Source organism: Hoeflea sp. BAL378 (assembly GCF_000759435.1).
Taxonomy (GTDB): Bacteria; Pseudomonadota; Alphaproteobacteria; order Rhizobiales; family Rhizobiaceae; genus Hoeflea.
In genome coordinates, this window is sequence record NZ_JRJG01000046.1 from 1 (window position 1) to 20,655 (window position 20,655).

23 protein-coding genes are annotated in these 20,655 nt (G+C 65.3%); 20 read left to right on the forward strand and 3 right to left on the reverse strand.

What is annotated here, in order from left to right:
- The 16 genes from LL06_RS12190 to LL06_RS12265 form a co-directional block, all read left to right on the forward strand.
- A partial coding sequence (locus tag LL06_RS12190) for a flagellar hook-length control protein FliK (protein WP_035526904.1) occupies window positions 1-633 on the forward strand: 633 nt, incomplete at its 5' end.
- Window positions 614-1,153, forward strand: a complete 540-nt coding sequence (locus tag LL06_RS12195) for a transglycosylase SLT domain-containing protein (RefSeq protein ID WP_244447114.1) — start codon at window positions 614-616, stop codon at window positions 1,151-1,153. The genes LL06_RS12190 and LL06_RS12195, both read left to right, overlap by 20 nt.
- Before the next feature lie 281 nt (window positions 1,154-1,434).
- A complete protein-coding gene (locus tag LL06_RS12200) occupies window positions 1,435-2,106 on the forward strand; it encodes a response regulator transcription factor (protein ID WP_035526907.1) in 672 nt (223 codons plus the stop codon).
- Between the two features lie 117 nt (window positions 2,107-2,223).
- Window positions 2,224-3,486, forward strand: a complete 1,263-nt coding sequence (locus LL06_RS12205) for a flagellar hook protein FlgE (protein WP_035526909.1) — start codon at window positions 2,224-2,226, stop codon at window positions 3,484-3,486.
- Window positions 3,487-3,517: 31 nt separating this feature from the next.
- Window positions 3,518-4,981, forward strand: coding sequence for a flagellar hook-associated protein FlgK (gene flgK, locus LL06_RS12210; protein WP_035526912.1), 1,464 nt, complete (start codon window positions 3,518-3,520; stop codon window positions 4,979-4,981).
- A gap of 4 nt (window positions 4,982-4,985) precedes the next feature.
- Complete coding sequence (locus LL06_RS12215; RefSeq protein ID WP_035526915.1) at window positions 4,986-6,038, forward strand: flagellar hook-associated family protein; 1,053 nt, start codon at window positions 4,986-4,988, stop codon at window positions 6,036-6,038.
- A gap of 51 nt (window positions 6,039-6,089) precedes the next feature.
- Entirely contained in the window at window positions 6,090-6,437 is a 348-nt protein-coding gene (flaF, locus tag LL06_RS12220; RefSeq protein ID WP_035526918.1) for a flagellar biosynthesis regulator FlaF, read from the forward strand.
- Window positions 6,434-6,883 (forward strand): flagellar biosynthesis repressor FlbT, encoded by a 450-nt coding sequence (gene flbT, locus LL06_RS12225; protein WP_035526921.1) that lies wholly within the window; start codon window positions 6,434-6,436, stop codon window positions 6,881-6,883. Before flaF ends, flbT begins: the two co-directional genes overlap by 4 nt.
- Window positions 6,874-7,278 carry a flagellar hook assembly protein FlgD gene (flgD, locus tag LL06_RS12230; protein WP_035526924.1) on the forward strand — a complete coding sequence of 135 codons (405 nt, stop codon included), beginning with the start codon at window positions 6,874-6,876 and terminating at the stop codon, window positions 7,276-7,278. The genes flbT and flgD overlap by 10 nt, the downstream gene beginning before the upstream one ends.
- Window position 7,279: 1 nt before the next feature.
- Entirely contained in the window at window positions 7,280-7,546 is a 267-nt protein-coding gene (locus LL06_RS12235; RefSeq protein WP_035526927.1) for a flagellar biosynthetic protein FliQ, read from the forward strand.
- A 167-nt stretch (window positions 7,547-7,713) separates the two neighbouring features.
- Entirely contained in the window at window positions 7,714-9,801 is a 2,088-nt protein-coding gene (gene flhA, locus LL06_RS12240; protein WP_035526931.1) for a flagellar biosynthesis protein FlhA, read from the forward strand.
- On the forward strand, window positions 9,798-10,553 hold the full coding sequence (gene fliR / locus LL06_RS12245; protein WP_035526934.1) for a flagellar biosynthetic protein FliR: 756 nt from the start codon (window positions 9,798-9,800) through the stop codon (window positions 10,551-10,553). Before flhA ends, fliR begins: the two co-directional genes overlap by 4 nt.
- A gap of 1 nt (window position 10,554) precedes the next feature.
- Complete coding sequence (locus tag LL06_RS12250; protein ID WP_035526937.1) at window positions 10,555-10,962, forward strand: hypothetical protein; 408 nt, start codon at window positions 10,555-10,557, stop codon at window positions 10,960-10,962.
- Window positions 10,963-11,020: 58 nt separating this feature from the next.
- Entirely contained in the window at window positions 11,021-11,605 is a 585-nt protein-coding gene (locus tag LL06_RS12255) for a rod-binding protein (RefSeq protein WP_052161482.1), read from the forward strand.
- Entirely contained in the window at window positions 11,602-11,973 is a 372-nt protein-coding gene (locus LL06_RS12260; RefSeq protein ID WP_035526941.1) for a hypothetical protein, read from the forward strand. The genes LL06_RS12255 and LL06_RS12260 overlap by 4 nt, the downstream gene beginning before the upstream one ends.
- Window positions 11,970-12,512, forward strand: a complete 543-nt coding sequence (locus LL06_RS12265) for a hypothetical protein (protein WP_035526944.1) — start codon at window positions 11,970-11,972, stop codon at window positions 12,510-12,512. Before LL06_RS12260 ends, LL06_RS12265 begins: the two co-directional genes overlap by 4 nt.
- 27 nt (window positions 12,513-12,539) lie before the next feature.
- On the opposite strand, the gene LL06_RS12270 is transcribed toward LL06_RS12265, so the two are convergent.
- On the reverse strand, window positions 12,540-13,529 hold the full coding sequence (locus tag LL06_RS12270; RefSeq protein WP_035526947.1) for a glycosyltransferase: 990 nt from the start codon (window positions 13,527-13,529) through the stop codon (window positions 12,540-12,542).
- A 146-nt stretch (window positions 13,530-13,675) separates the two neighbouring features.
- Here LL06_RS12270 and LL06_RS12275 point away from each other — a divergent pair, with 146 nt between their 5' ends.
- The 3 genes from LL06_RS12275 to LL06_RS12285 all read left to right on the forward strand — a co-directional run bounded on the left by LL06_RS12275 (window position 13,676) and on the right by LL06_RS12285 (window position 16,677).
- On the forward strand, window positions 13,676-14,848 hold the full coding sequence (locus LL06_RS12275) for a glycosyltransferase family 4 protein (RefSeq protein ID WP_035526951.1): 1,173 nt from the start codon (window positions 13,676-13,678) through the stop codon (window positions 14,846-14,848).
- A gap of 136 nt (window positions 14,849-14,984) precedes the next feature.
- Entirely contained in the window at window positions 14,985-15,755 is a 771-nt protein-coding gene (locus LL06_RS12280; protein WP_035526954.1) for a WecB/TagA/CpsF family glycosyltransferase, read from the forward strand.
- A gap of 58 nt (window positions 15,756-15,813) precedes the next feature.
- Complete coding sequence (locus LL06_RS12285; protein ID WP_244447113.1) at window positions 15,814-16,677, forward strand: DUF6492 family protein; 864 nt, start codon at window positions 15,814-15,816, stop codon at window positions 16,675-16,677.
- A gap of 90 nt (window positions 16,678-16,767) precedes the next feature.
- On the opposite strand, the gene LL06_RS12290 is transcribed toward LL06_RS12285, so the two are convergent.
- Together LL06_RS12290 and LL06_RS12295 are read right to left on the reverse strand one after the other, a co-directional pair.
- Window positions 16,768-17,112 carry a hypothetical protein gene (locus LL06_RS12290; RefSeq protein ID WP_052161485.1) on the reverse strand — a complete coding sequence of 115 codons (345 nt, stop codon included), beginning with the start codon at window positions 17,110-17,112 and terminating at the stop codon, window positions 16,768-16,770.
- Between the two features lie 135 nt (window positions 17,113-17,247).
- On the reverse strand, window positions 17,248-18,513 hold the full coding sequence (locus LL06_RS12295) for a transporter (protein WP_035526960.1): 1,266 nt from the start codon (window positions 18,511-18,513) through the stop codon (window positions 17,248-17,250).
- A 265-nt stretch (window positions 18,514-18,778) separates the two neighbouring features.
- Between LL06_RS12295 and LL06_RS26395 the strand changes: the two genes are divergently transcribed.
- The coding region (locus LL06_RS26395; RefSeq protein ID WP_161784971.1) for a GumC family protein at window positions 18,779-20,655 on the forward strand (1,877 nt) is incomplete at its 3' end.

Here is a 20,655-nt window from a genome sequence, read left to right on the forward strand (position 1 = left end):
GGCCTTGCCGCCGAAGAGCCGGTGAGCCCGAAGGCAGGCCAGGTCGAGGTCATCGACTCGCGCCGGTTCATGCCGGCGCCGTCGCTGACCGGCAACGCCCAGATGCTCACCCGGTCGCTGATCGAGGCCAGCGATGCGGCGTTGGCGGCGGGCCGCGCGGCTCCCGCGCAGGCCGCAGCCGCTGCCGCCGCCCAGCCGGCCTCCGGCCAGATGCTGCATACGCTGAAGCTTCAGCTCAATCCGGTCGCGCTCGGCAGCGTGACCGCGGTGCTCAAGCTCACCGGCGAGGACCTCTCGGTGTCGATCCAGGTCGAAACCGCCGAGGCCTACCGCCAGCTCAAGGACGACAACCAGTCCATCCTCAAGGCCATGCGTGCCCAGGGCTATGCGGTCGAACAGATCACCGTCCAGCATGTAACCTCTCCCGACCGCCCCGCCGGCCAGACGCCGCAGCAGGCTTTCCAGGGCGGGTTCCACGGGTCGGGTTCGGGCGATGCGCAGTCTTCGTCCGGCGGCCGCAATGACGGCAACAACTCCCGCCAGCAGGGAGCACACCAGGATGGAGGACAGGGCCGTGAGCAAAATCCGTATTCTGGGTCTGGCGCTGGCCGCACTGACGGCGTTTATCTTTGAGTCCGGCGCACCCCGCGGCGCACACGCCGCGGCCGGGGCCTGCGAAGCCGAGATCCTGGCGGCGGCGCGGACCTATGGCGTGCCGGCCGGCATCCTCTATTCCGTGGGCCTGACCGAAACCGGGCGCAAGGGCGCGCTCTATCCCTATGCGCTCAACATCGAGGGACGCACGGTCTATGCAAAGAGCAGCGGCGAGGCGCTCAGGGAGTTCGAGCGCGCCCGCGCGGAGGGCAAGAGCCTGATCGATCTCGGCTGCATGCAGATCAATCACCATTACCACGGCGCCGAATTCAGGTCGGTGGGGGCGATGCTCGATCCGCGCGCCAATGTCGATTATGCGGCGCGGTTCCTGGCCCGGCTGCATGCCCGCCACGAGACCTGGACGATGGCGGTCGCCCGCTATCACGCCGGTCCCGACAACGATCCGGCGCAGAAGCGCTATGTCTGCCGTGTGATCGCAAATCTCGTCGCCACCGGCTACGGAGCATGGACGCCCGAGGCAAGCTCATTCTGCCGTTGATACAACCAAAACGCGAAAAATGGATTGTGCCGGCGCTCGTTCAGCAATAAGGCAGCAATTGGGCAAAGGTTAACAGCGCAAGCGAAAAATTAACCTTTTGTTAACTTTTCCCCGAATAAATAGTGAATATCCACAGGTTGCCCACAACATATAGCCAAATCAGTGCAAAACATGGTTAATCAACTCTTAAAATATACCCTCCGGATTTCATAGTTTACCCTGATTCACCGCCTTCGTACTCCTATGGGCATGACGTACCACACTGATTCGGAGGCGGACGAATGATCGTAGTGGTTGATGACCGGAAATTGGTCAAAGACGGATACACATCTCTTTTTGGTAGGGAAGGCGTGCCTTCGGCGAGTTTCGATTCCATCGAATTCGGCGAATGGGTGCATGCGGCGGCGGATTCCGATCTGGAGGCTGTCGAAGCCTTCCTGATCGGCCAGGGCAGCCACACGCTGGACCTGCCGCGGGCCATCCGCGACCGGTCCCAGGCGCCGGTGATCGCGGTCAGCGATACGCCGTCTCTGGAAGCGACCCTGGCGTTCTTCGACAGCGGCGTCGATGACGTCGTGCGCAAGCCGGTCCATCCGCGCGAAATCCTGGCCCGGGCGGCGGCGATCCGGCGGCGCCTGAAGACGCTGACGAGCCACATCGACATCGGCCCGATCCGGGTGTTCTCGGACGGCCGCGATCCGGAAATCGAGCAGCAGACCTTCGCCCTTCCGCGGCGCGAGCGGCGCATTCTCGAATACCTTGTCGCCAACCGTGGCCGCAGGGTGACAAAACAGCAGATTTTCAACGCCATCTACGGAATCTTTGACGAGGACGTCGAAGAGAATGTGGTGGAAAGCCACATCTCCAAGCTGCGCAAGAAACTTCGCAAGAAGCTTGGCTTCGACCCGATCGATTCCAAGCGGTTCCTTGGCTACCTGATCGATTGGAAATGAACCTGTCGTGACCGGCCGAATGAACTCGGCCGGTCACGATCTTCCGGGCGGTTGGAAACAGGTTCACGCAAGGCCCGCCAGCTAGTCTGGACATCGTATGAAACGAGGGATGACGCGATGAGCCTTTACGGAATGATGAGCACCGGCGCCTCCGGCATGAACGCTCAGGCCAACCGCCTGAGCACGGTGGCCGACAATATCGCCAACGCCAACACCACGGGCTACAAGAAGGCCTCGGTGCAGTTCTCCTCCCTGGTTCTGCCGGGCGCCAACAGCTCCTACAATTCGGGCGCCGTGCAGACCGACGTGCGCTACGCCATTTCCGAAGCGGGCACGCTCGAATTCACCACCTCGGCCACGGATCTCGCGATCGACGGCGACGGCTTCTTCATCGTCGAGGATTCCAACGGCATCCCGTTCCTGACCCGCGCCGGCTCCTTCGTTCCCGATGGCGCAGGCAATCTGGTCAATGCCGCCGGCTACACCCTGCTCGGCTATGACTACGACAGCGGCGTTCCTGCCCCCGTGGTCAACGGCTTCGACGGCCTGGTTCCGGTCAACATCGCGTCGGGCAGCCTGGCCGCCAACGCCTCCACCACCGGCATCTTCTCGGCCAACCTGGATGCCGGCGAAGCCATCGTCCCGGCCGCCGATCTGCCGTCCACCAACTCGGCCACCGCGGTATACAGCCACAAGAGCTCGCTGGTCGCCTACGACAATCTCGGCGGCGAAGTGCTGCTGGACTTCTATTACACCAAGACGGGGACCGACACCTGGGAGGTCACTGTTTACGACCGCGCCGGCGCCACCCCCGGCACGTCGTTTCCCTACGCTTCTGCCGCTCTGGCGACCACCACGCTGACCTTCGACCCCCTGAACAAGGGCCTGCTGACGGCGACCAGCCCGACCGACATCGCGCTGACCGTTCCCGGCGGCGCCGGCTTGACCGTCGACCTGTCGAAGATGACCCAGCTCGACTACAGCTTCACCGTCCAGAAGGGCGACGTCAACGGCAACGCCCCCAGCGCGGTCACCGACGTGGTCATTTCCGAGGACGGCACGATCTACGCCAAGCAGGAGAACGGCGAGCTCAAGCCGCTCTACCGCATCGCGCTGGCCCGGGTGTCCAGCGCCGACAAGCTCCAGCCGCTGGCCGGCAACGTCTACCAGCAGGGCGTGGATTCGGGCGTCGTCACCACCGGCTTCGCCGGCTCCGGCGGCTTCGGCCAGATCATCTCCGGCGCGCTCGAAAGCTCCAATGTCGACATGGCCCGGGAACTCACCGACATGATTGCCTCGCAGCGCAGCTATACCGCCAACTCCAAGGTCTTCCAGACCGGATCCGATTTGATGGACGTGCTCGTCAATCTCAAGCGCTGACTTGAGCTTTGGACGATAGAAAGGTCAGTATATGTCATTGTCATCGGCGATAAGTTCCGCCCAGACGTCTTTGTCGAATTACGCGACGCAGACGAGTATCCTGTCCCGTAATATTTCCAATGCCTCCAACGCCGACTATTCCCGGCGCAACGCGGTGCTGGCCACCTCGCTGGTCGGGGCCCAGGTCGTCACCATCCAGCGGGCCCAGGACGAAGTCCTGTTCCGCAAGACCATCAGCAGCACGTCGATGGCGAGCGGCCAGGATACGCTGCTCGCCGGGCTGACCAATCTGAAGGACATCCTCGGCGGCAACGACTATGAAAGCGCGCCGGCGACGCTGATCGCCAACATGCGCGACACGCTGTCGAGCTATGCGGCCAAGCCCGGCGAAAGCACGCTGGCGCAGACCGCCATCGCCGACGCCAACACCGTGGCCATCGGCCTGCGCGATGCCTCCGCCGCCGTCCAGGATGTCCGGCTCCAGACCGACCAGGAGATCTCCCGCCAGGTCCACACGCTCAACGAACTGCTTTCCAATTTCGAGACCAACAACAAGGCGGTCTACAGCGGCACCCAGACCGGCAAGGACATCAGCGCCGAGCTCGACGAGCGCGATTCCATCCTCAAGCAGATTTCCGAGATCATCGGCGTGACCACCGTCACCCGGCCCGGCAACGACATGGCCATCTACACGGCCGACGGCATCACCCTGTTCGAAACCTCGGCGCGGCCGGTCACCTTCGACGCCTCGTCCGGGTTTGCGGCGGGCATCGACGGCAAGTCGATCTATGTCGACGGCGTGGCGCTGGCGGCGGGCGAGGGCGCCACCACGACCGCCCGCGGATCGCTGCAATCGCTTCTGCAGATCCGCGACGTCTATGCGCCGGCGATGCAGGATCAGCTCGACGAGGTCGCCCGCGCGCTCATCGTCACATTCGCCGAGACCGACCAGTCCGCCGTTCCGGCGCTTCCCGACGCGCCGGGGCTGTTCACCTGGGGCGGCGGCACCGTTCCCGTCGGAGCGACCATCGTCCAGGGCATCGCCGCGACGATCACCGTCAACCCGGCCCTGGTCCAGTCGCTCGGCGGCAATCCGCAACTGCTGCGCGACGGCGGCATCAACGGCGCCGCCTACGTCGCCAACCCGGCCGGCAATGCCGGCTTCTCGACGCTGCTGGACGGCTATGTGCTGGCGCTCGACAAGCCGATGGCCTTCGACCCCGCGGCCGAGCTGTCCGCTTCGGTCAGCCTGATGGATTTCGCCTCCGATTCCGTCGGCTGGCTCGAACTCCACCGCAGCGAGGCCGACTCGGCCGCCGAAACGCGCGAGGCCACGCGGTTCCGCTCGAGCGAGGCGCTGTCGAACGAGACCGGCGTGTCGCTCGATGAAGAGATGTCCATGCTGCTCGAGCTGGAGCAGTCCTACAAGGCTTCCGCCCGCCTCATTTCGGTCGTTGACGAAATGCTGAAGGCGCTCATGGCGGCGGCGGGGTAAGCACATGAAAGTCAGTTTCATATCCAACCTGGCGATGCAGAGCTCCATGCGGTTGACCATTTCCCGTGGCCAAAGCGAGGTGCAGACGCTTCAGAAGGAAATCGTCTCCGGCCGCTTCGCCGACATCGGCCTGTCGCTCGGCGCCAAGACCTCCAACAGCGTCACGCTCAACCACGACGTCTCGCGGCTCAAGAACATCCAGGATTCCAACGCGCTGGTGACCCAGCGCCTGTCGGCGTCCCAGTCCGCTCTCGATCTGATGGCCGACAGCGCCCAGCAGATGCTGGAAGCCTTCATCTCGGTCAACGGCTCCGACGACGCCAACAATCTGCTGATCGCGCGCCGCGATGTCGAGGCTTCGCTCGGCTCCTTCACGGTGGCGGTCAACACCTCGTCCAACGGCGAGTATCTCTTCTCCGGCATCAATTCCAACACCAAGCCGGTCGAGGACTATTTCGAAGCCGGGTCGACCCCCAAGGCCGCGTTCGACGCCACCTTCCTGGGCCATTTCGGCTTCAGCCAGGACGACCCGCTCGCCGCCGGCATCACCGTCGCGCAGATGGACAACTTCATCACCAACGTGCTCGAGCCCTCGTTCTCGGGCGCGGACTGGAACACCAACTGGTCGAGCGCTTCCGACACCAATATTTCAAGCCGCATCCTCAGCAACGAAGTGGTGGATTCGGGCGTCAACGCCAATGCCGCCGGCATGCGCAACTTCGCGCTGGCCGCGGTCATCGGCATCGAGCTGCTGGATTCCGCCATCGGCGCCGAAGTACGCACGGCCGTCAACGCCAAGGCGATCGAGTATGCCGGGCAGGCGGTCACCGGCATCGACAACCAGCGTTCCAATCTCGGCGTGGCCGAGAACCGCGTGACCAAGGCCAATACGGCGCTGGTCTCGCAAATCAAGATCATTACCCTGCATCTGGGCGATATCGAAGGCGTGGATGCCTACGCGGCCTCGACCCGCATGCAGACCCTGCTGGACCAGGTCGAGACGTCCTACGCGCTCACCGCCCGGATCCAGAAGATGAGCCTGATGAATTACCTGTAACTGCGTCGCCAGGGGTAGCCTGGCAAATTGACAAACATGAAGGGCGTCTGAATGTACCAGTTTTCATATGCGGATGTGCAGGAGGATGGAGTTGCCGAAGCGCGCGAGCGCGAGCGAGAGGCGATCAACCATTCGATTGCCCTGCTGACCGCCGCCAAGAGCAATGGCCTCGAATCCCGCGATGCAATTGAAGCTGTCTACTTCGTCAGCCGCCTCTGGGTGCGTTTCGTGGAAGACCTCGCCTCTCCCGAGAACCAGCTCTCCAACGAGCTTCGCGCCAATCTCATCTCGATCGGAATCTGGATCCTCAAGGAGGCCGAGCGCATCCGTCAGCGCAAGTCCGACAATTTCCAGGGGATCATCGACATCTCACTCATCATCAGGGACGGGCTGAAATGAAAAGTTCACTGCGCATTTCCCTCAAGGCCGGCGAACGCATCTTCATCAATGGAGCCGTCCTGCGGGTGGACCGGAAGGTGGCGCTGGAATTCCTCAACGACGTGACCTTCCTGCTCGAAAACCACGTGCTGCAGCCCGAGCAGGCGACCACGCCGCTCAGGCAGCTCTATTTCATCGTGCAGATGATGCTGATCAACCCCGAAGGCGCCGATCAGGCCATGGGCATGTTCCGCAAGTCGGTGGTCATGCTGCTGACCTGCTTCAAGAACGACGAGGTGCTCGCCGAACTCAAGCACATCGACGGCATGGTCACCCAGGGCCGCGCCTTCGAGGCGCTGAAGGCGATCCGCGCGCTCTATCCGATCGAAGAACAGATTCTCAACACATCGGCGATGCCCGCGGGCACCATCGAACAGATCCGCAGGGAGCTCGCACCATGGTCGTAGGAGGAGTCAACAGCGCAACCTCGCCAACCGGCGGATCGGCGGCCGACACCGCCGCCAAGAAGACAACGCTCGATTACGATACCTTCCTGACGCTGCTGGTCCAGCAGATGAAGAGCCAGGATCCAACCGATCCGATGGACGCCACCGACCAGATCGCGCAGTTGGCCACCTTCAGCCAGGTCGAGCAGACCATCGTCACCAACAAGAACCTCGAGAGCCTGCTGCAGTCCTCGACGCTCAACCAGGCCGGATCGATCATCGGCCGCACCATCACCAGCGCCGACGAGAAGACGTCCGGCATCGTTACCGAGGTCAAGGTCTATTCCGACGGGCTGATCGCGGTGCTCGACAGCGGCAAGCAGCTTGTCGTCGGCGCCGGCGTGACGATCCGCTGAGATGAACGAAGCCGACGCCCTCGATATCGTCCAGACCATGATCTGGACCGTGCTGGTCTGTTCCGGACCGGCCGTCTTCGTGGCGATGTTCGTCGGCGTCGGCATCGCCTTCATCCAGGCCCTGACCCAGGTTCAGGAAATCACCCTGACCTTCGTCCCCAAGATCGTCGCCATCCTGATCACGGTGGCCGTCTCCGCGCCCTTCGTCGGCGCGCAGATCTCGACCTTCACCAACATCGTCTTCCAGCGCATCGAGACCGGCTTCTAGCGCCTTTGCGTTTGCCCTGGCCCAGCGCCGGCGGGGCTCCCGCGCCGCCGCCGGTTTTCTCGGCCCCGGCCTGTCCCTGCCACCTTCGCGCAAGCTTCAGCCCTTAGGGTCGCCTCACAAATCGCGCCTGCATGATGCCGGCGCCGTGACCCGGAGCTCACCACAGTATGGCCGATCCGCAGGCGCTGGCGATCCAGAAGACGAGTTTCCAGGGAAAGGACATGGGCTTTGCCTTCGGCATCGTCGTCATCCTTTCGATCCTGTTCCTGCCCATCCCCGCCTTCCTGATCGATTTGGGCCTGGCCTTCTCCATCGCCTTCTCGGTGCTGATCCTGATGGTGGCGCTGTGGATCAAGCGGCCGCTGGATTTCTCCTCGTTCCCGACCATCCTGCTGATTGCCACCATGATGCGGCTGTCGCTCAACATCGCCACCACCCGCGTCATCCTGTCGGAAGGCCATCTCGGCACGGAGGCCGCGGGGCAGGTGATCGGCGGCTTCTCGCAGATGGTCATGTCGGGCGATTTCGTCATCGGCGTCATCGTCTTCCTCATTCTGGTGACGGTGAATTTCATCGTCATCACCAAGGGCGCCACCCGCATCGCCGAAGTGGGGGCGCGCTTCACCCTTGACGCCATCCCCGGCAAGCAGATGGCCATCGACGCCGACCTCTCGGCCGGCATGATCAACGACAAGCAGGCCCATGACCGCCGCCGCGAGCTGGAGATGGAAAGCTCCTTCTTCGGCTCCATGGACGGCGCCTCGAAATTCGTCCGCGGCGACGCCATCGCCGGCCTGCTGATCACCGCCATCAACATGTTCGGCGGCGTCATCATCGGCTATGCCCGCCACGGCATGGAAATCGGCGAGGCGGCCGATGTCTTCGTGCGCCTGTCGGTCGGCGACGGCCTCGTCAGCCAGATCCCGGCGCTGATCGTCTCGCTCGCCGCCGGCCTGCTGGTCTCGCGCGGCGGCCAGCTCGGCACCACCGACGAGGCGGTGATCGACCAGCTCGCGGGCTACCCGCGCGCGCTGTTCGCGGCCTCGGGACTGCTGTTCCTGCTTGCGGTCATGCCCGGCCTGCCGTTCCTGCCCTTCGTCTTCCTGGCCTCGGTGATGGCCTTCGGGAGCTGGGTGATCCCGCGCCGGCGCGACCGCAAGGCCCGCGCCGAGGCGCAGGAAGTGCACCGCAGCGAGCAGGAGGAAAAGGACAAGGAGAAGGATTCGGTCAAGTCGATCCTCAAGACCGCCGAGATCGAACTGGTGCTCGGCAAGCAGGTGGCCACCAAGCTTCTGGGAAGCCACGAGGAACTGGCGTTCCGCGTCGCCAAGATGCGCAAGAAGTTCGCCACCCAGTTCGGCTTCGTCGTGCCCGAGATCAAGGTCACCGACGACATCTCGATCAAGGACAAGAGCTACCAGATCCGCATCCACGGCACCACGGTGGCGGCCAACGACCTGCGCGTAGGCGAACTGATGGTGGTGCTCTCCGGCTCCCGCCGGCCGTCGCTGCCCGGCGACGAGATCCGCGAGCCGGCCTTCGGCCTGCCGGCGCTGTCGGTGCCCGAGAACTTCGCCGAAGATCTCAAGCGCGAGGGCTTCCAGCCGATCGACAACGTCTCGGTGGTGCTGACCCATCTCTCCGAAGTGATCCGCAACAACCTGCCGCAGCTCCTGTCCTACAAGGACATGAAGATCCTGATCGACCGGCTCGATCCGGAATACCGCAAGCTCGCCGACGAGATCTGCACCTCGCACATGTCCTATTCGGGCTTCCAGGCGGTGCTCAAGCTGCTGCTCGCCGAGCGCGTCTCGATCCGCAACCTGCATCTCATCCTCGAGGCGGTCGCCGAACTCGCGCCGCATGTGCGCAAGACCGAGCAGATCGTCGAGCATGTGCGCATCCGCATGGCCCAGCAGCTCTGCGGCGACATCGCCCGCAACGGTCAGCTCAATGTACTCAGGCTCGGCAACCGCTGGGACCTCGCCTTCCACCAGGCACTCAAGCGCGATCCCAAGGGCGAGGTCATCGAGTTCGACATCGATCCACGCATGCTCGAGGAATTCTCCGAGGACGCCACCAAGGTCGTCCGCGAGCACATGGACAAGGGCGTTCCCTTCGTGCTCGTCACCTCGCCCGATTCCCGCCCCTATGTGCGCATGATCGTCGAGCGCATCTTCGCCACGCTGCCGGTCCTCTCCCATGTCGAGATCGCCAAGGGCATCGAGGTCAAGCTCCTGGGCGCCATTTCGTGATCGCGGATCCGGAAGGCACGGTGCTGGCGCTGTTCGCGGCGTTCTGCCGGATCGGCGCCTGCATCATGGTGCTTCCGGGATTTTCCAGCTTCCGCGTCCCGGTGCAGATCCGCCTGTTCATCGCGGTCGCCGTGTCCATGGCCCTGCTTCCGGTGATGTGGGATTCGATCTATCCCCGGGTCCAGGGCGGCGGCAGCAACTATCTGCTGCTGGTCGGCGTCGAGATGCTCATCGGCGTCACCATGGGGCTGATCGCCCGCTACATCGTCCTGGCGATGCAGTTCGCCGGCACCGGCATCTCCATGGCGATCGGCTTCAATGCGGCGCCCGGCGGGGGCCTCCTCGAGGCCGAGCCCGAGGGCCACATCACCGCCTTCATCAGCTTCACCGTCCTGTTCGTGCTGTTCCTCAGCGATTTTCACCACATGGTGATCGCGGCCCTGGTGCGGTCCTACAGCTTCATGCCGGTCGGCGCGGATTTCGATCCCCGCATGGCGCTGATGACGCTGACCGACACGCTCGCCGGCGCCTTCATGCTGGCGCTCAGGCTGGCGAGCCCGTTCCTCGTCTACGGCCTGATCTTCAACCTGTCGATCGGCATGGTCAACAAGCTGTCGCCGCAGATTCCGGTCTACTTCATCTCGATTCCGTTCATCCTGTTCGGCGGGCTGATCCTGCTCTATTTCGGCTCGCAATCCTTCTTCACCCTGTTCGTCAACGGCTTCGAGCCGCTCTATCTGGGCCTGCCCTGAGATGGCCGGGTCGCGCGCCGACAAACTCTCCCGCTTGGTCCGGGTCCAGCGCCAGATCGAGCGCATGACCGAGAACGAATTGTCCCGCATCCTGCGCGAACAGGCGCTGGCCGAGGCCACCCAGGACGCGCTGGTGGAGGCGATCGGCTCGCTCGACCCGGTCCACGCCGCGATGTCGCATCACTACGCCCAGCGCTTCCAGCGCCTCTCCGTCCGCGCGCAGCACCTCTCCGGCATGAAGGCGGTGCAGGAAAAGCGCGTCCTGGTCGAGAAGACCAAGGCAGACCGGCTGCAGGAACAGGCCGGCGAAGCGGCGAGGAACGAGGATCGGCTGGCCGATGATGAAACGCTGCTCGACCTGCTCGAGGCCTTCCTCGGCGCCGCCCCGGACAGCACAAGGCCAGCGTAAGCTTCATAGGCGATACTGGAGGGGATCATTCCCGGTCCCTTTTCGCGAGGCAGTCTCTTTGTCCATACAGACGGCAACCGATCTCATTCTCGACGTGGTGAAAGCCGCCGATCCGGCCGTGGCGCGGAAGGCGGAAGCCATGCTCGAGGCGGCGTCGGCCCGCCGCTCCGGCCAGGCGGCAGCGACGCCCGCGTTCGAGCAGCAGCTCCTTGCCTCCGCCGATCCGTCCGCGGTGCTGGCGCCCGCCCGGCCCGCCCCCGAGGGCGCCCGCGACCCCAACGCCCAGTCCTACCAGCGCTTCGAGGCGATGATCCTGCAGAATTTCATCGGTTCGATGCTGCCCCAGGACAGCGAGGAGCTCTACGGCAAGGGCACCGCCGGCGAGATCTGGAAGGGCATGATGGCCGAACAGTTGGGCGCGGCCCTCGCCAAGGGCGGCGGCATCGGCATCGCCGAACGCATGCTGGCCGACCGGTTCTCGACGGGCCTGAAGCCGGAAGCCGCGAGTGGCGTCAACTCCAATGTGTCCAACCGCGCCGCCTCGCTTATCCATGAAGTCCAGACGCAGATCCTCGCCGATATTTCCACTTCGGGCGAACCTGTCGACGCAACGAACATCACCAGCCGCGGAGAAACCTCATGAGCGAACCGAATTCCCACGACCTGCGGGTCAACGGGGTACTGTCCCGGCTGGAAGCCGTCATTGACGCCGAGAACGCCGCCATAGGCTCCGATCGCCGCTTCGACTTCAAGCAGTCGAACGCGCTCAAGAGCCGCTGTCTCTACGACATGACGGTGCTGTTCAGGGTGGTCAAGCCGTCCGATCTCGACGAGCAGCAGAAGAACCTGCTCGCGACCGTCAAGGCCAAGCTCGACCGGAACCAGCTCAAGGTCCGGGCCCACATGGAGGCGGTGCGCGACATCGCCGAGATGATCAAGGCAACCGTCACCGCCTCGGAAGCGGACGGAACCTACTCCGCCGACCAGTTCAGGACCCATGATCTGTCATGATCAAGCTTCTGGTCACCGGGGTCTGGATCTGCGCGGTGGCGCTCGCGTCGGTCTATTTCTCGGTGCAGACCGCCAACAAGAAGGAACAGGTCGAGCCTGATCCGGCGATGTTCGGCGGCCTCGAGACCATTCGCGGCGACATGGTCTCGATCCCGGTCATCAAGGAAGGCGCGGTGCACGGCTATTTCCTGACCAAGCTGTCCTACACGGTCGATCCCGAGAAGGTGAAGGCGCTGACGATCCCGATGCCGGATCTCGTCACCGACGTGCTCTACACCGCGCTTGTCGGCGAGCAGGTCATCGATTTCTCCGGCAACAAGAAATTCGATCTCGAAGCCTTCAAGGCCAAGGTCAAGGACACGCTCAACGCACGCCTCGGCGAGGAAGTGTTCCACGACGTCATCGTCGAGCAGATCGATTTCCTGTCGAAGGCCGATATCCGGTCGAACATGCAGCGGGGCGCCGTCGAAATGAAGAAGGGCGAGCCCGTGGGCGAGACCGACGCGCCACCTGAGGGAACCCCGGCGCCCACCCATTGACCTGACGGCGAGACGGCGCGGAAGCGCTCAGTTGCTTTCCGGATTGCGGTACTGCTCGTTGACCAGGCCGAACTCTTCCATCAGCCGGCCGAGCGCCACCTGCAGGTGATAGAGGCCGATCACCGCCGAACCGGTCTTGAGGCCGAGCCTCAGGCCGCGCCACGGCGCCGCCGCCAGCAGCGCCAGCGATTTGGCGAAGGTGCGCACCCGTCCCTGCAGCCCCGGCCATTGCCGTTTCTCGAGGATCGAGGAGATGGCGCCGTTTCTGAGCGAGCGGGCATTGAGCCAGGAAAATTCGGCCCGCCGCGACATCAGCGTCTCCATCACCGCGGCTTCCGCGCTCCAGGCGAAGTTGAAGCCGCTGGCCTTGGCCCGGCGGTAGAAGTCGCTGTCGCCGCCGCCGATGAAATTGAACGCCGGATCGAGGAACGGCCGCGGCATCATGTCGAGAACCGGACGCGAGATCAGCACGTTGCCGGAGGAATAGAGGATCGGCACCAGGCCGGTTTCGGCATAGTGCGGGGTGAACACCGGATGCCTGCGCCAGCCGTCGAGCGCCTTGTCCGCGAACACCGGCACCTGCGGGCCGCCCACCAGGTCCGCCCCGGTCTTCTGCGCGGTGCGCATCAGGCCCGTGAGCCAGCCCGGCCCGGCAATCTCGTCGTCGTCGATCACGGCGATATGGGTGAGCCGCGGAAACTCCGCCAGCGCCGTTTCCCAGCCGGCATTGTAGGCATGGCAATTGCCGCGCTGGTGCGCCACGATGACGATGCCCTTGACATAGGAAGTCTGGAACCACTCCGCCGCCGCCCGCGCGCCGGCAAGCCCCTCGGCGTCATTGTCCATGACGATGATGGCGGTGTCGGCGCCCAGGCCCTGGGCCTGCAGCGAATCGAGCGTCATCACCAGGTGATCGGGCCTCCGGAAGGTCGGCAGCGTCACCGCCACGCGCACGGTCTCCGGCTTCAGGCCTGCGGAACGCGCATGCTCGGTAACGGAAGCGGGATCAGGCGACATGGGCAAGCGTCCGGTTGATGAAAGGCCATCCAAGCACAGGAATCTGAAGATTGCCTGAACAGGACCCATGGCATTTGAGGCGCGCCTTTAATGCGGCCTTCAAGCGGGTGCGCTACAGTCCGCGGGAGCTTCGCAATGGATCCCGCATGCATTTTGTCTTCGTTTCCTCGCTCGTGCCGGTCCGGGCCCCGGCCTCGGGCTATGACATCGCCAACCGGGTGATCGCCGACGCCGTCAGGCTGCTCGGCCACCGGGTGTCGGTGCTCGGCTTCCTGCAGCCCGGCCACGAGCCCGCGGCCCCCGGCGACACCCATGTGCTGGGACGCCTCGAGGTGACCAATGCCAGGGTCTCCAGGCTGCAGAAGGCGCTGTGGCTCAAGGATGCCGTGCTCCACGGCGAACCGGTGTCGGTGGCGAAGATGCACGCTGCCCGGCCCGCCGAGATCAAGGCGGCGCTCGCCGGGATGGGCGGGATCGACGGGCTGATCCTCAATTCGGTGCAGTTGCCCGGCGCGTTCCTCGATATCTTCCGGGCCTGGCCATGCCTGTTCGTCGCCCACAATGTCGAGGCCCGCAGCGCCGCCGACAACGCCAGGGCCGCCGGCGACCCGCTCACAAGGCTGCTGTTTGCCCGCGACGCGCGCCTGCTCGCGCGCCTTGAGCGCGACCTCTGCGCGGCCGCGCGGCACGTGTTCACCCTGGCCGAGGCCGATAGCGCGGAGCTGGGCGTCGCCCGGCCGGACCGCTCCAGCGTGCTGCCGCTGGTGACCTCCGTCACGCCGCCCGAGGCGCCCGCGGCGCGCGCGACGGCCTTCGACGCCGGCATGATCGGCTCCTGGACCTGGGCCGCCAACCGCGCCGGGCTCGACTGGTTCCTCGCCGAGGTGGCGCCGCGCCTGCCCGCCGATTTCCGCATCGGCATCGCCGGCGGAACGGGCGGCTCGGTTCCCCCGGCGCCGGCCAATGTGAGCTTCCTCGGCCGCGTCGGCGACGCCCGCGAGTTCGTCCGCTCCTGCCGGGTAATCCCGCTGATTTCCCGCACCGGCACCGGCGTGCAGCTCAAGACCATCGAGACCTTCGAGATGGGCCTGCCCTCGGTCGCCACCGCCAACGCCCTGCGCGGCATCTCCAGCCCCCCGGCCAACAGCGTCCCCGCCGACGAGCCGGCGGCCTTCGCCGCGGCGCTGGTCGAACTGGTGGGCCGGTCGCGCGCGGGGGAGGCGCTCGATCTCGACGGCCGCGCCTTCCATGCAGCCCAGCTCGAAGGTCTGGGCCAGGCCCTGGCGCGCGGGCTGGCGTGCTGCGGCGGACAGGGTTAACGAATGGTGAATCGCCGGTTTAACCGAGATTGGCGAATGGCGGTGCGGAGATATTAAGAAAATGCTAACACCCGGACCCGGGCAGGCCATGATGGCGGCCCTGTATCTGACGGTGTCTGGAGTTGAAATGCGAGCAATGGAACGGGATCGGCATCGCGACATCATCGGCATCCGGGTGGCGGCACTCGGATGGCGCCAGGCGCTGGACGAACTGACCCGCGGCCTTGAGGACGGCACCCCGCAGCGCATCTTCAACTTCCTCAACGCCAACAACGCCAATCTGGCCATGCGCGATGCCGGCTACCGGCAGGGCCTGTCCCGCTGCGAGGTGCTGCCCGACGGGGTCGGCGTCGAGATCGCCTCGCGCACGCTGCACGGCATCGCCTTTCCGGCCAATCTGAACGGCACCGATTTCATTCCGGCGCTGCTGGTCTATGCCGAGCGCCCGCTCAAGGTCGCGCTGATCGGCGCGCGCCCGGAAATGCTCGCCGGCGCGGTGAAGAATTTCCGGATCCTGACGCCATGGCACGAGTTCCACGCCGTCTCCGACGGATTCTTCGACAAGGCCGACAGTTCGGCCGTGCTCGACAAGCTCGCCGCCCTCGACCCCGACATCACGCTCGTGGCGATGGGAACGCCGCAGCAGGAGATCTGGATCGACGCCAACATCCGGCAGGGCCACGGTCGCATGGTCTTCGGCGTCGGCGCCCTGTTCGATTTCATCTCCGGCGCGGTGCCGCGGGCGCCGCTGGCGGTGCGCAATCTCCGGCTGGAATGGGTCTGGCGGCTGATCCAGGAGCCGTCGCGCCTGTGGTACCGCTATATTGTCGGCAATCCGGTTTTCCTCTACCACGTCTTCCGCTACAAGTTCTCCGGCGCGCACCGGCACCGGGAAGTCCACGCCTGAGGATCGCCATGCCGCACACTGCGAGAACCCGGCCGGCGCTCCGATGAAGACAGCCGTCATGACCGCTTCCTATGCCGGCGATTTCGATCGCTGCGCGCTCCTGTGCGAAAGCGTGGACCGCTTCATGCGCGGCACCTGGCACCACCATATCCTGGTCGAGCGCGCCGATGTCACCCTGTTCCGCAGGCTCGAAGGGCCGAAGCGGACCGTGATCAGCGAGGCGGAGCTGTTTCCGGCCTGGCTGCGCTCGTTTCCAGATCCGCTCAGCCTGGGCCGGCGGCGGATCTGGCTGAGCCCGTTTTCGGCGCCGCTGCGCGGCTGGCACGCGCAGCAGATACGGCGCCTCGCCCTGGCCCGCCATGTCGAGGCCGACACGCTTCTTTCCATCGATTCCGATGTCGTGCTGGTGCGTCCGTTCGATCCCGCCAGCCTCTGGACCGGCAACAGCCTGCGCATGTTCCGCGCCGACAACGGCGCGGTTAACGCCACGCCCGGCCATCTCGCCTGGCTCGCCCATGCCGGCCGCATCCTCGGCCTGCCGCCCCGGCCCGATCCGGCGCATGACTACATCTCCAACATGGTGGCCTGGCGGGCGGACACCGCGCGGGCGCTGCTCGATCATATCGAGGCCTGCACCGGCAAGGGTTGGGTGCGGGCGGTGATTTCCTCGCGCGACATCTCCGAATGCATGATCTACGGCCGCTTCGTCGACGAGATCCTCCTGGGCGCCGGCCATCATGCCGACCCCCGCTCGCTGTCGCACGTGATCTGGTTCCGGGAGACTTTCCCGCAGACGCCCGAAGGACTCGACCAGTTCATGCGCGGCCTCGGGCCCGACCAGATCGCCATCGGCGTGCAGTCCTTCGTCGATCATCCGCTGTCGGAGATCCGCCGTGCCGCCTTCTCCGTGACGCCGGGCTAGGGCAGGGCGCACCCCACCTCCGGATGCACAAACGGCAGGCCATCCTTCGATGGCCTGCCGTCGGCATGCGTTCCGCCTGGGCGGGGCTGCTTACAGGTCGAGCTGGAGACCGTTTTCGCAGAAGTCGAACTTGGCCGGCTCGGATTCGCTGCCGTCGGCAAAGGTCGCCTTCACCCACTGCTCGCAGGCTTCGTTGTTGGTGGCCTGCGACCAGACGAGGTTGACGGTCTCGCCGGGCTTGATGCCGCTGCCGATCTCGAAATAGCCCCAGTCGCTCTTGTTTTCGGACACGAGGACTTCGGTGATGGCTGTGCCGGTCGTATTGGTGGCCGTGAAGGAAAACTCCTCGGCATGGGCGCCGGAGACGAGACTTCCGATTGCTGTAACACCGAACGCGAGTGCAACGAGGCCCGTGCGGACGCTGTGGAGGTTCATGTTTTATCCTTTGAGGAATGAGGGGCTTAACACAGATGTTCTGGCATTGTCCGTATCGAAAGTCGACGGAAATAATTGGACGTTTGTTCCCGTTATGTCCGGCGTCCAGAACCCGACCGGGCCCGTCTTCGCAGGCTAGATCGCCCGTCGCTTGACCGACCGCAGCGCCCGGTAGGTGAGCAGCGCCGATTGCAGGTACAGAACCAGGAACGCGGCGTTGAGCAGCCCCACCCAGACTGGGGTCTCGAGCTCGACTCCCAGCAGCGAGGCCAGCAGCAGCGCCTTCGCCGCGGCCAGCGACGCCAGCACCAGCATGCGGATGAAGGTCCGCCCGGTCGCGTAGAGCAGTTCCGAATGGTACTCGACCAGGTTGCGGAACGCCGGCACCAGCACCACCAGGATCAAGAGCGGCGCGACTTCGGAGACATTCTTGCCGAGCGCCGTGGGGAAGATCCACAGGAAGCCTGCCATGGCGAGCAGGCCCGCGGTCGAGACCGCCGCCACCGCGCCCTCGAGCAGGAGCCGCGTCTTGAGGTCGTCGAGCATCCTGGCGCTGCGCATCAGCCGTTGCGTCAGCACCGTCAGGAAGGCGCGCACCGGCAGGGCGGTGAGATCCACCAGCCGCATGATCATCGCGTAGATCCCCGCCGCCGCCGGTCCGCCCAGCGACAGCACCAGCACCTTGTCGAGCTCGGACTGGACATAGAACAGCATTTCGGCGCCCGCCACCGACACCGCGTCGGCCCAGCGCCGGAGATAGAGCGCCGGCTTCCAGCGCAGCTTGATCTTCGGATAGAAGAACGCCACCGCGATGATCGCCGCCAGGTCGTTGGCGAGGATGTAATAGGTCGCCCAGACCTCGAGCGATCCGTCCGTGAACCGGGCGAACAGCACCGCCGCCACGGTTTTGAAGGAGGTGGCGATCACCACAAGCATCGAGCCCGCGGCGAACCGGTTGACCCCGTAGCTGACGATGACGGCGATCTCCATCAGTCGCCAGCACAGCACTTCCGCCAGGATGATCTTGGAGTAGGTGATGACGTCCATCTGCCCGGCGAAGACCAGCGCGAAGACGGCCCAGGCGGCGAGCGCGATCACCGGCGCCGACAGCACCATGCCCGCCAGGAAGCCCGCGGTGTAGGCGCCGAGCAGGCGGGTCTTGACCGTGGCGATGCGGTAGAGCGGCGAGACGAAGCCGAAGGCGAGCAGGCGCGACAGCATGATGCCGCAGGCCGAAGCGGTCGCGAACAGGCCGAATTCGCTGATCGACAGCGTGTTGGCGATGGCGATGAAATAGACGAGCGAGATCACCAGCCGGCCGGCCGATCCGCCGACCATGGACAGATAGGCGCGGATGGAGCCGCTGTTGGCGCGGGCGAAATCTTTCAGGCGAGCAATCATGGACACCGCGTCATGCAGACGATCGCGCTTGCCGCAGTCGCCGTTTCAGCGATTAGCCATAGCCGGAATGTGTTAATTCGACGTTTGAGGACAGCGATCCCGGCGGACCGGCGGCGGGCCGCTCGAAGCCGGCCGGGTGGCGAATTGACGGAATTATCTGCGATATCTCGTTTGCCGGCCGGAAATTAACCATTTGTTACCCATGAATTTATAGCTTGCCTTAACGAAGTTGAGATTTTGCCAGCAAGGGTGGCCCAAGCCGGACATGAGCGATTCCACCAAAGACCACAGGCAGCACGTCCGGCGGGGCTCGCTGCTCGACCATGCTGGCGACGCGCATGCCGCGCCGGCCCCTCCGCGCGCGCAGGCGCCGGAGGCCGTGGGCGCATCCGGGCAGGCACGGATCCCGGGCGCCGCGGCCCGGCGCCCGGCGCCGTCGATGCTTGCCGCCCAGCCGCGCACCGCGCGCCTGTCCACCGCCGCCTATGCCGCTTCCCGCAACGCGCCGTCGCCCGCCGATGCCGCCGCTTCGGCGCAGCTCCGCCCCGACTCGGCGCCTGCGGCCCAGCCCGCTTCGGCCCAGATCCCATCGACCCAGGCCCCGTCGGCCCAGACCCCCTCGACCCGCGAGAGGTTCGGCGATCGCATCGCCCGCCTGATCGGCACCGTGCCGGCGCAAGACCGCCCCGCCGCCGACAGCTCCGCCGCCGATGCCCCGCTTCGGGACAATGCCGCCCGATCCGGGCCGCAGGCGGAACAGCCGGCCGCCCGCCGCTCCGCCGATGCGCCCGCGCAGGACACGCCGCCGCCGCGGGAGTTTGCCGCGCGCGATCCTGCGCCACGCGCGCCGGCCCGGCGCCCCGACCAGGGCCACGACGATCATTACCACTGGCACGCGGCCGCGGGCGGCATGGACGATGGCGCGCGTCCGCTGCTCGACGCCTCGATCCTGATGTCCGCGGTCTTCCGCTACCGCAAGCAGATCGCCGCCGCCGCCGTCGCCGGCGCGCTTCTGGGCGTTCTCTTCGCCCTGTCGACGCCGCACCGCTATTACGCCGAAAGCCGGCTGTTCATCGATCCGCGCGAGGTCCGCGTCACCGAGGACGACATCCGCAACCAGCAGCTCTCCACCGAGGCGATGCTCGCCATCACCGACAGCCAGTTGCAGATCCTGTCCTCCACCAGCGTTCTGGAAAAGGTCATCACCGATCTCGGCCTGGAGCGCGATCCCGAGTTCAACGGATCGCTTCCGACCGGCGGCCTCAGCGGCGGGCTGACGCTGATCAAGGAGATCTTCACCGGCGAGGGCGGCCCCTCGGAAGCGGAACAGAAGGCGCTCGAGAAGCTGCGCGACTCGCTCTCGGTCGCGCGCGACGCCAAGACCTTCGTCATCATCGTCGGCGTGAGCTCGCGCGATGCGGAAAAATCCGCGCTCATCGCCAACCAGATCGTCGAGACCTATCTCGATTCTGAAGGCCGGGCCCAGTCGAGCCTGCTTGAGCGCACGTCGGAATCCATCGACACCCGCATCAACGCGCTCCGCTCCGATCTCGACGCCGCCGAGCGCGAGGTCGAGAAGTTCAAGGCCGAGAACGGGCTTGTCGGCGTCGGCGGCCAGTATATCGACGACAAGGTGATCCTGGCGCTGAGCGACCAGCTCGCCAATGCCCGCGCCATGAAGGTCGGCATCAGGGTGAAGGCCAACAACCTGGCCAATGTCAACATCGACGACGTGCTCTCCGGCGCCTTCCCCGAGGAGCTGCTGTCGACCAACCTGACCGAATTGCGCAAGCAATACACCGAGACCAAGTCGCGCGCCGATTCGCTCGCCACCGGCCTCGGCCCGCGCCACCCGCAATATATCGCCGCCAAATCCGCGCTCGACACCATCCGCACCGAGATCAGCGCCGAGCTGCGCCGCATCGTCGCCAGTTCCCAGACCGAGCTGCAGCGCGCGGTGGAGACCGAGCAGGAACTGGCGAGCCAGATGGCGGTGGCCAAGAGCCGCGCCATGGACCAGTCGGTCGAATTCGTCACCCTGCGCGAGCTCGAGCGCAAGGCCGCCGCCACCCGCGGCATCTACGAGGCCTTCCTCACCCGCTCGCGCGAGACCTCGGAACGCTCCAATTTCACCACCCGCAA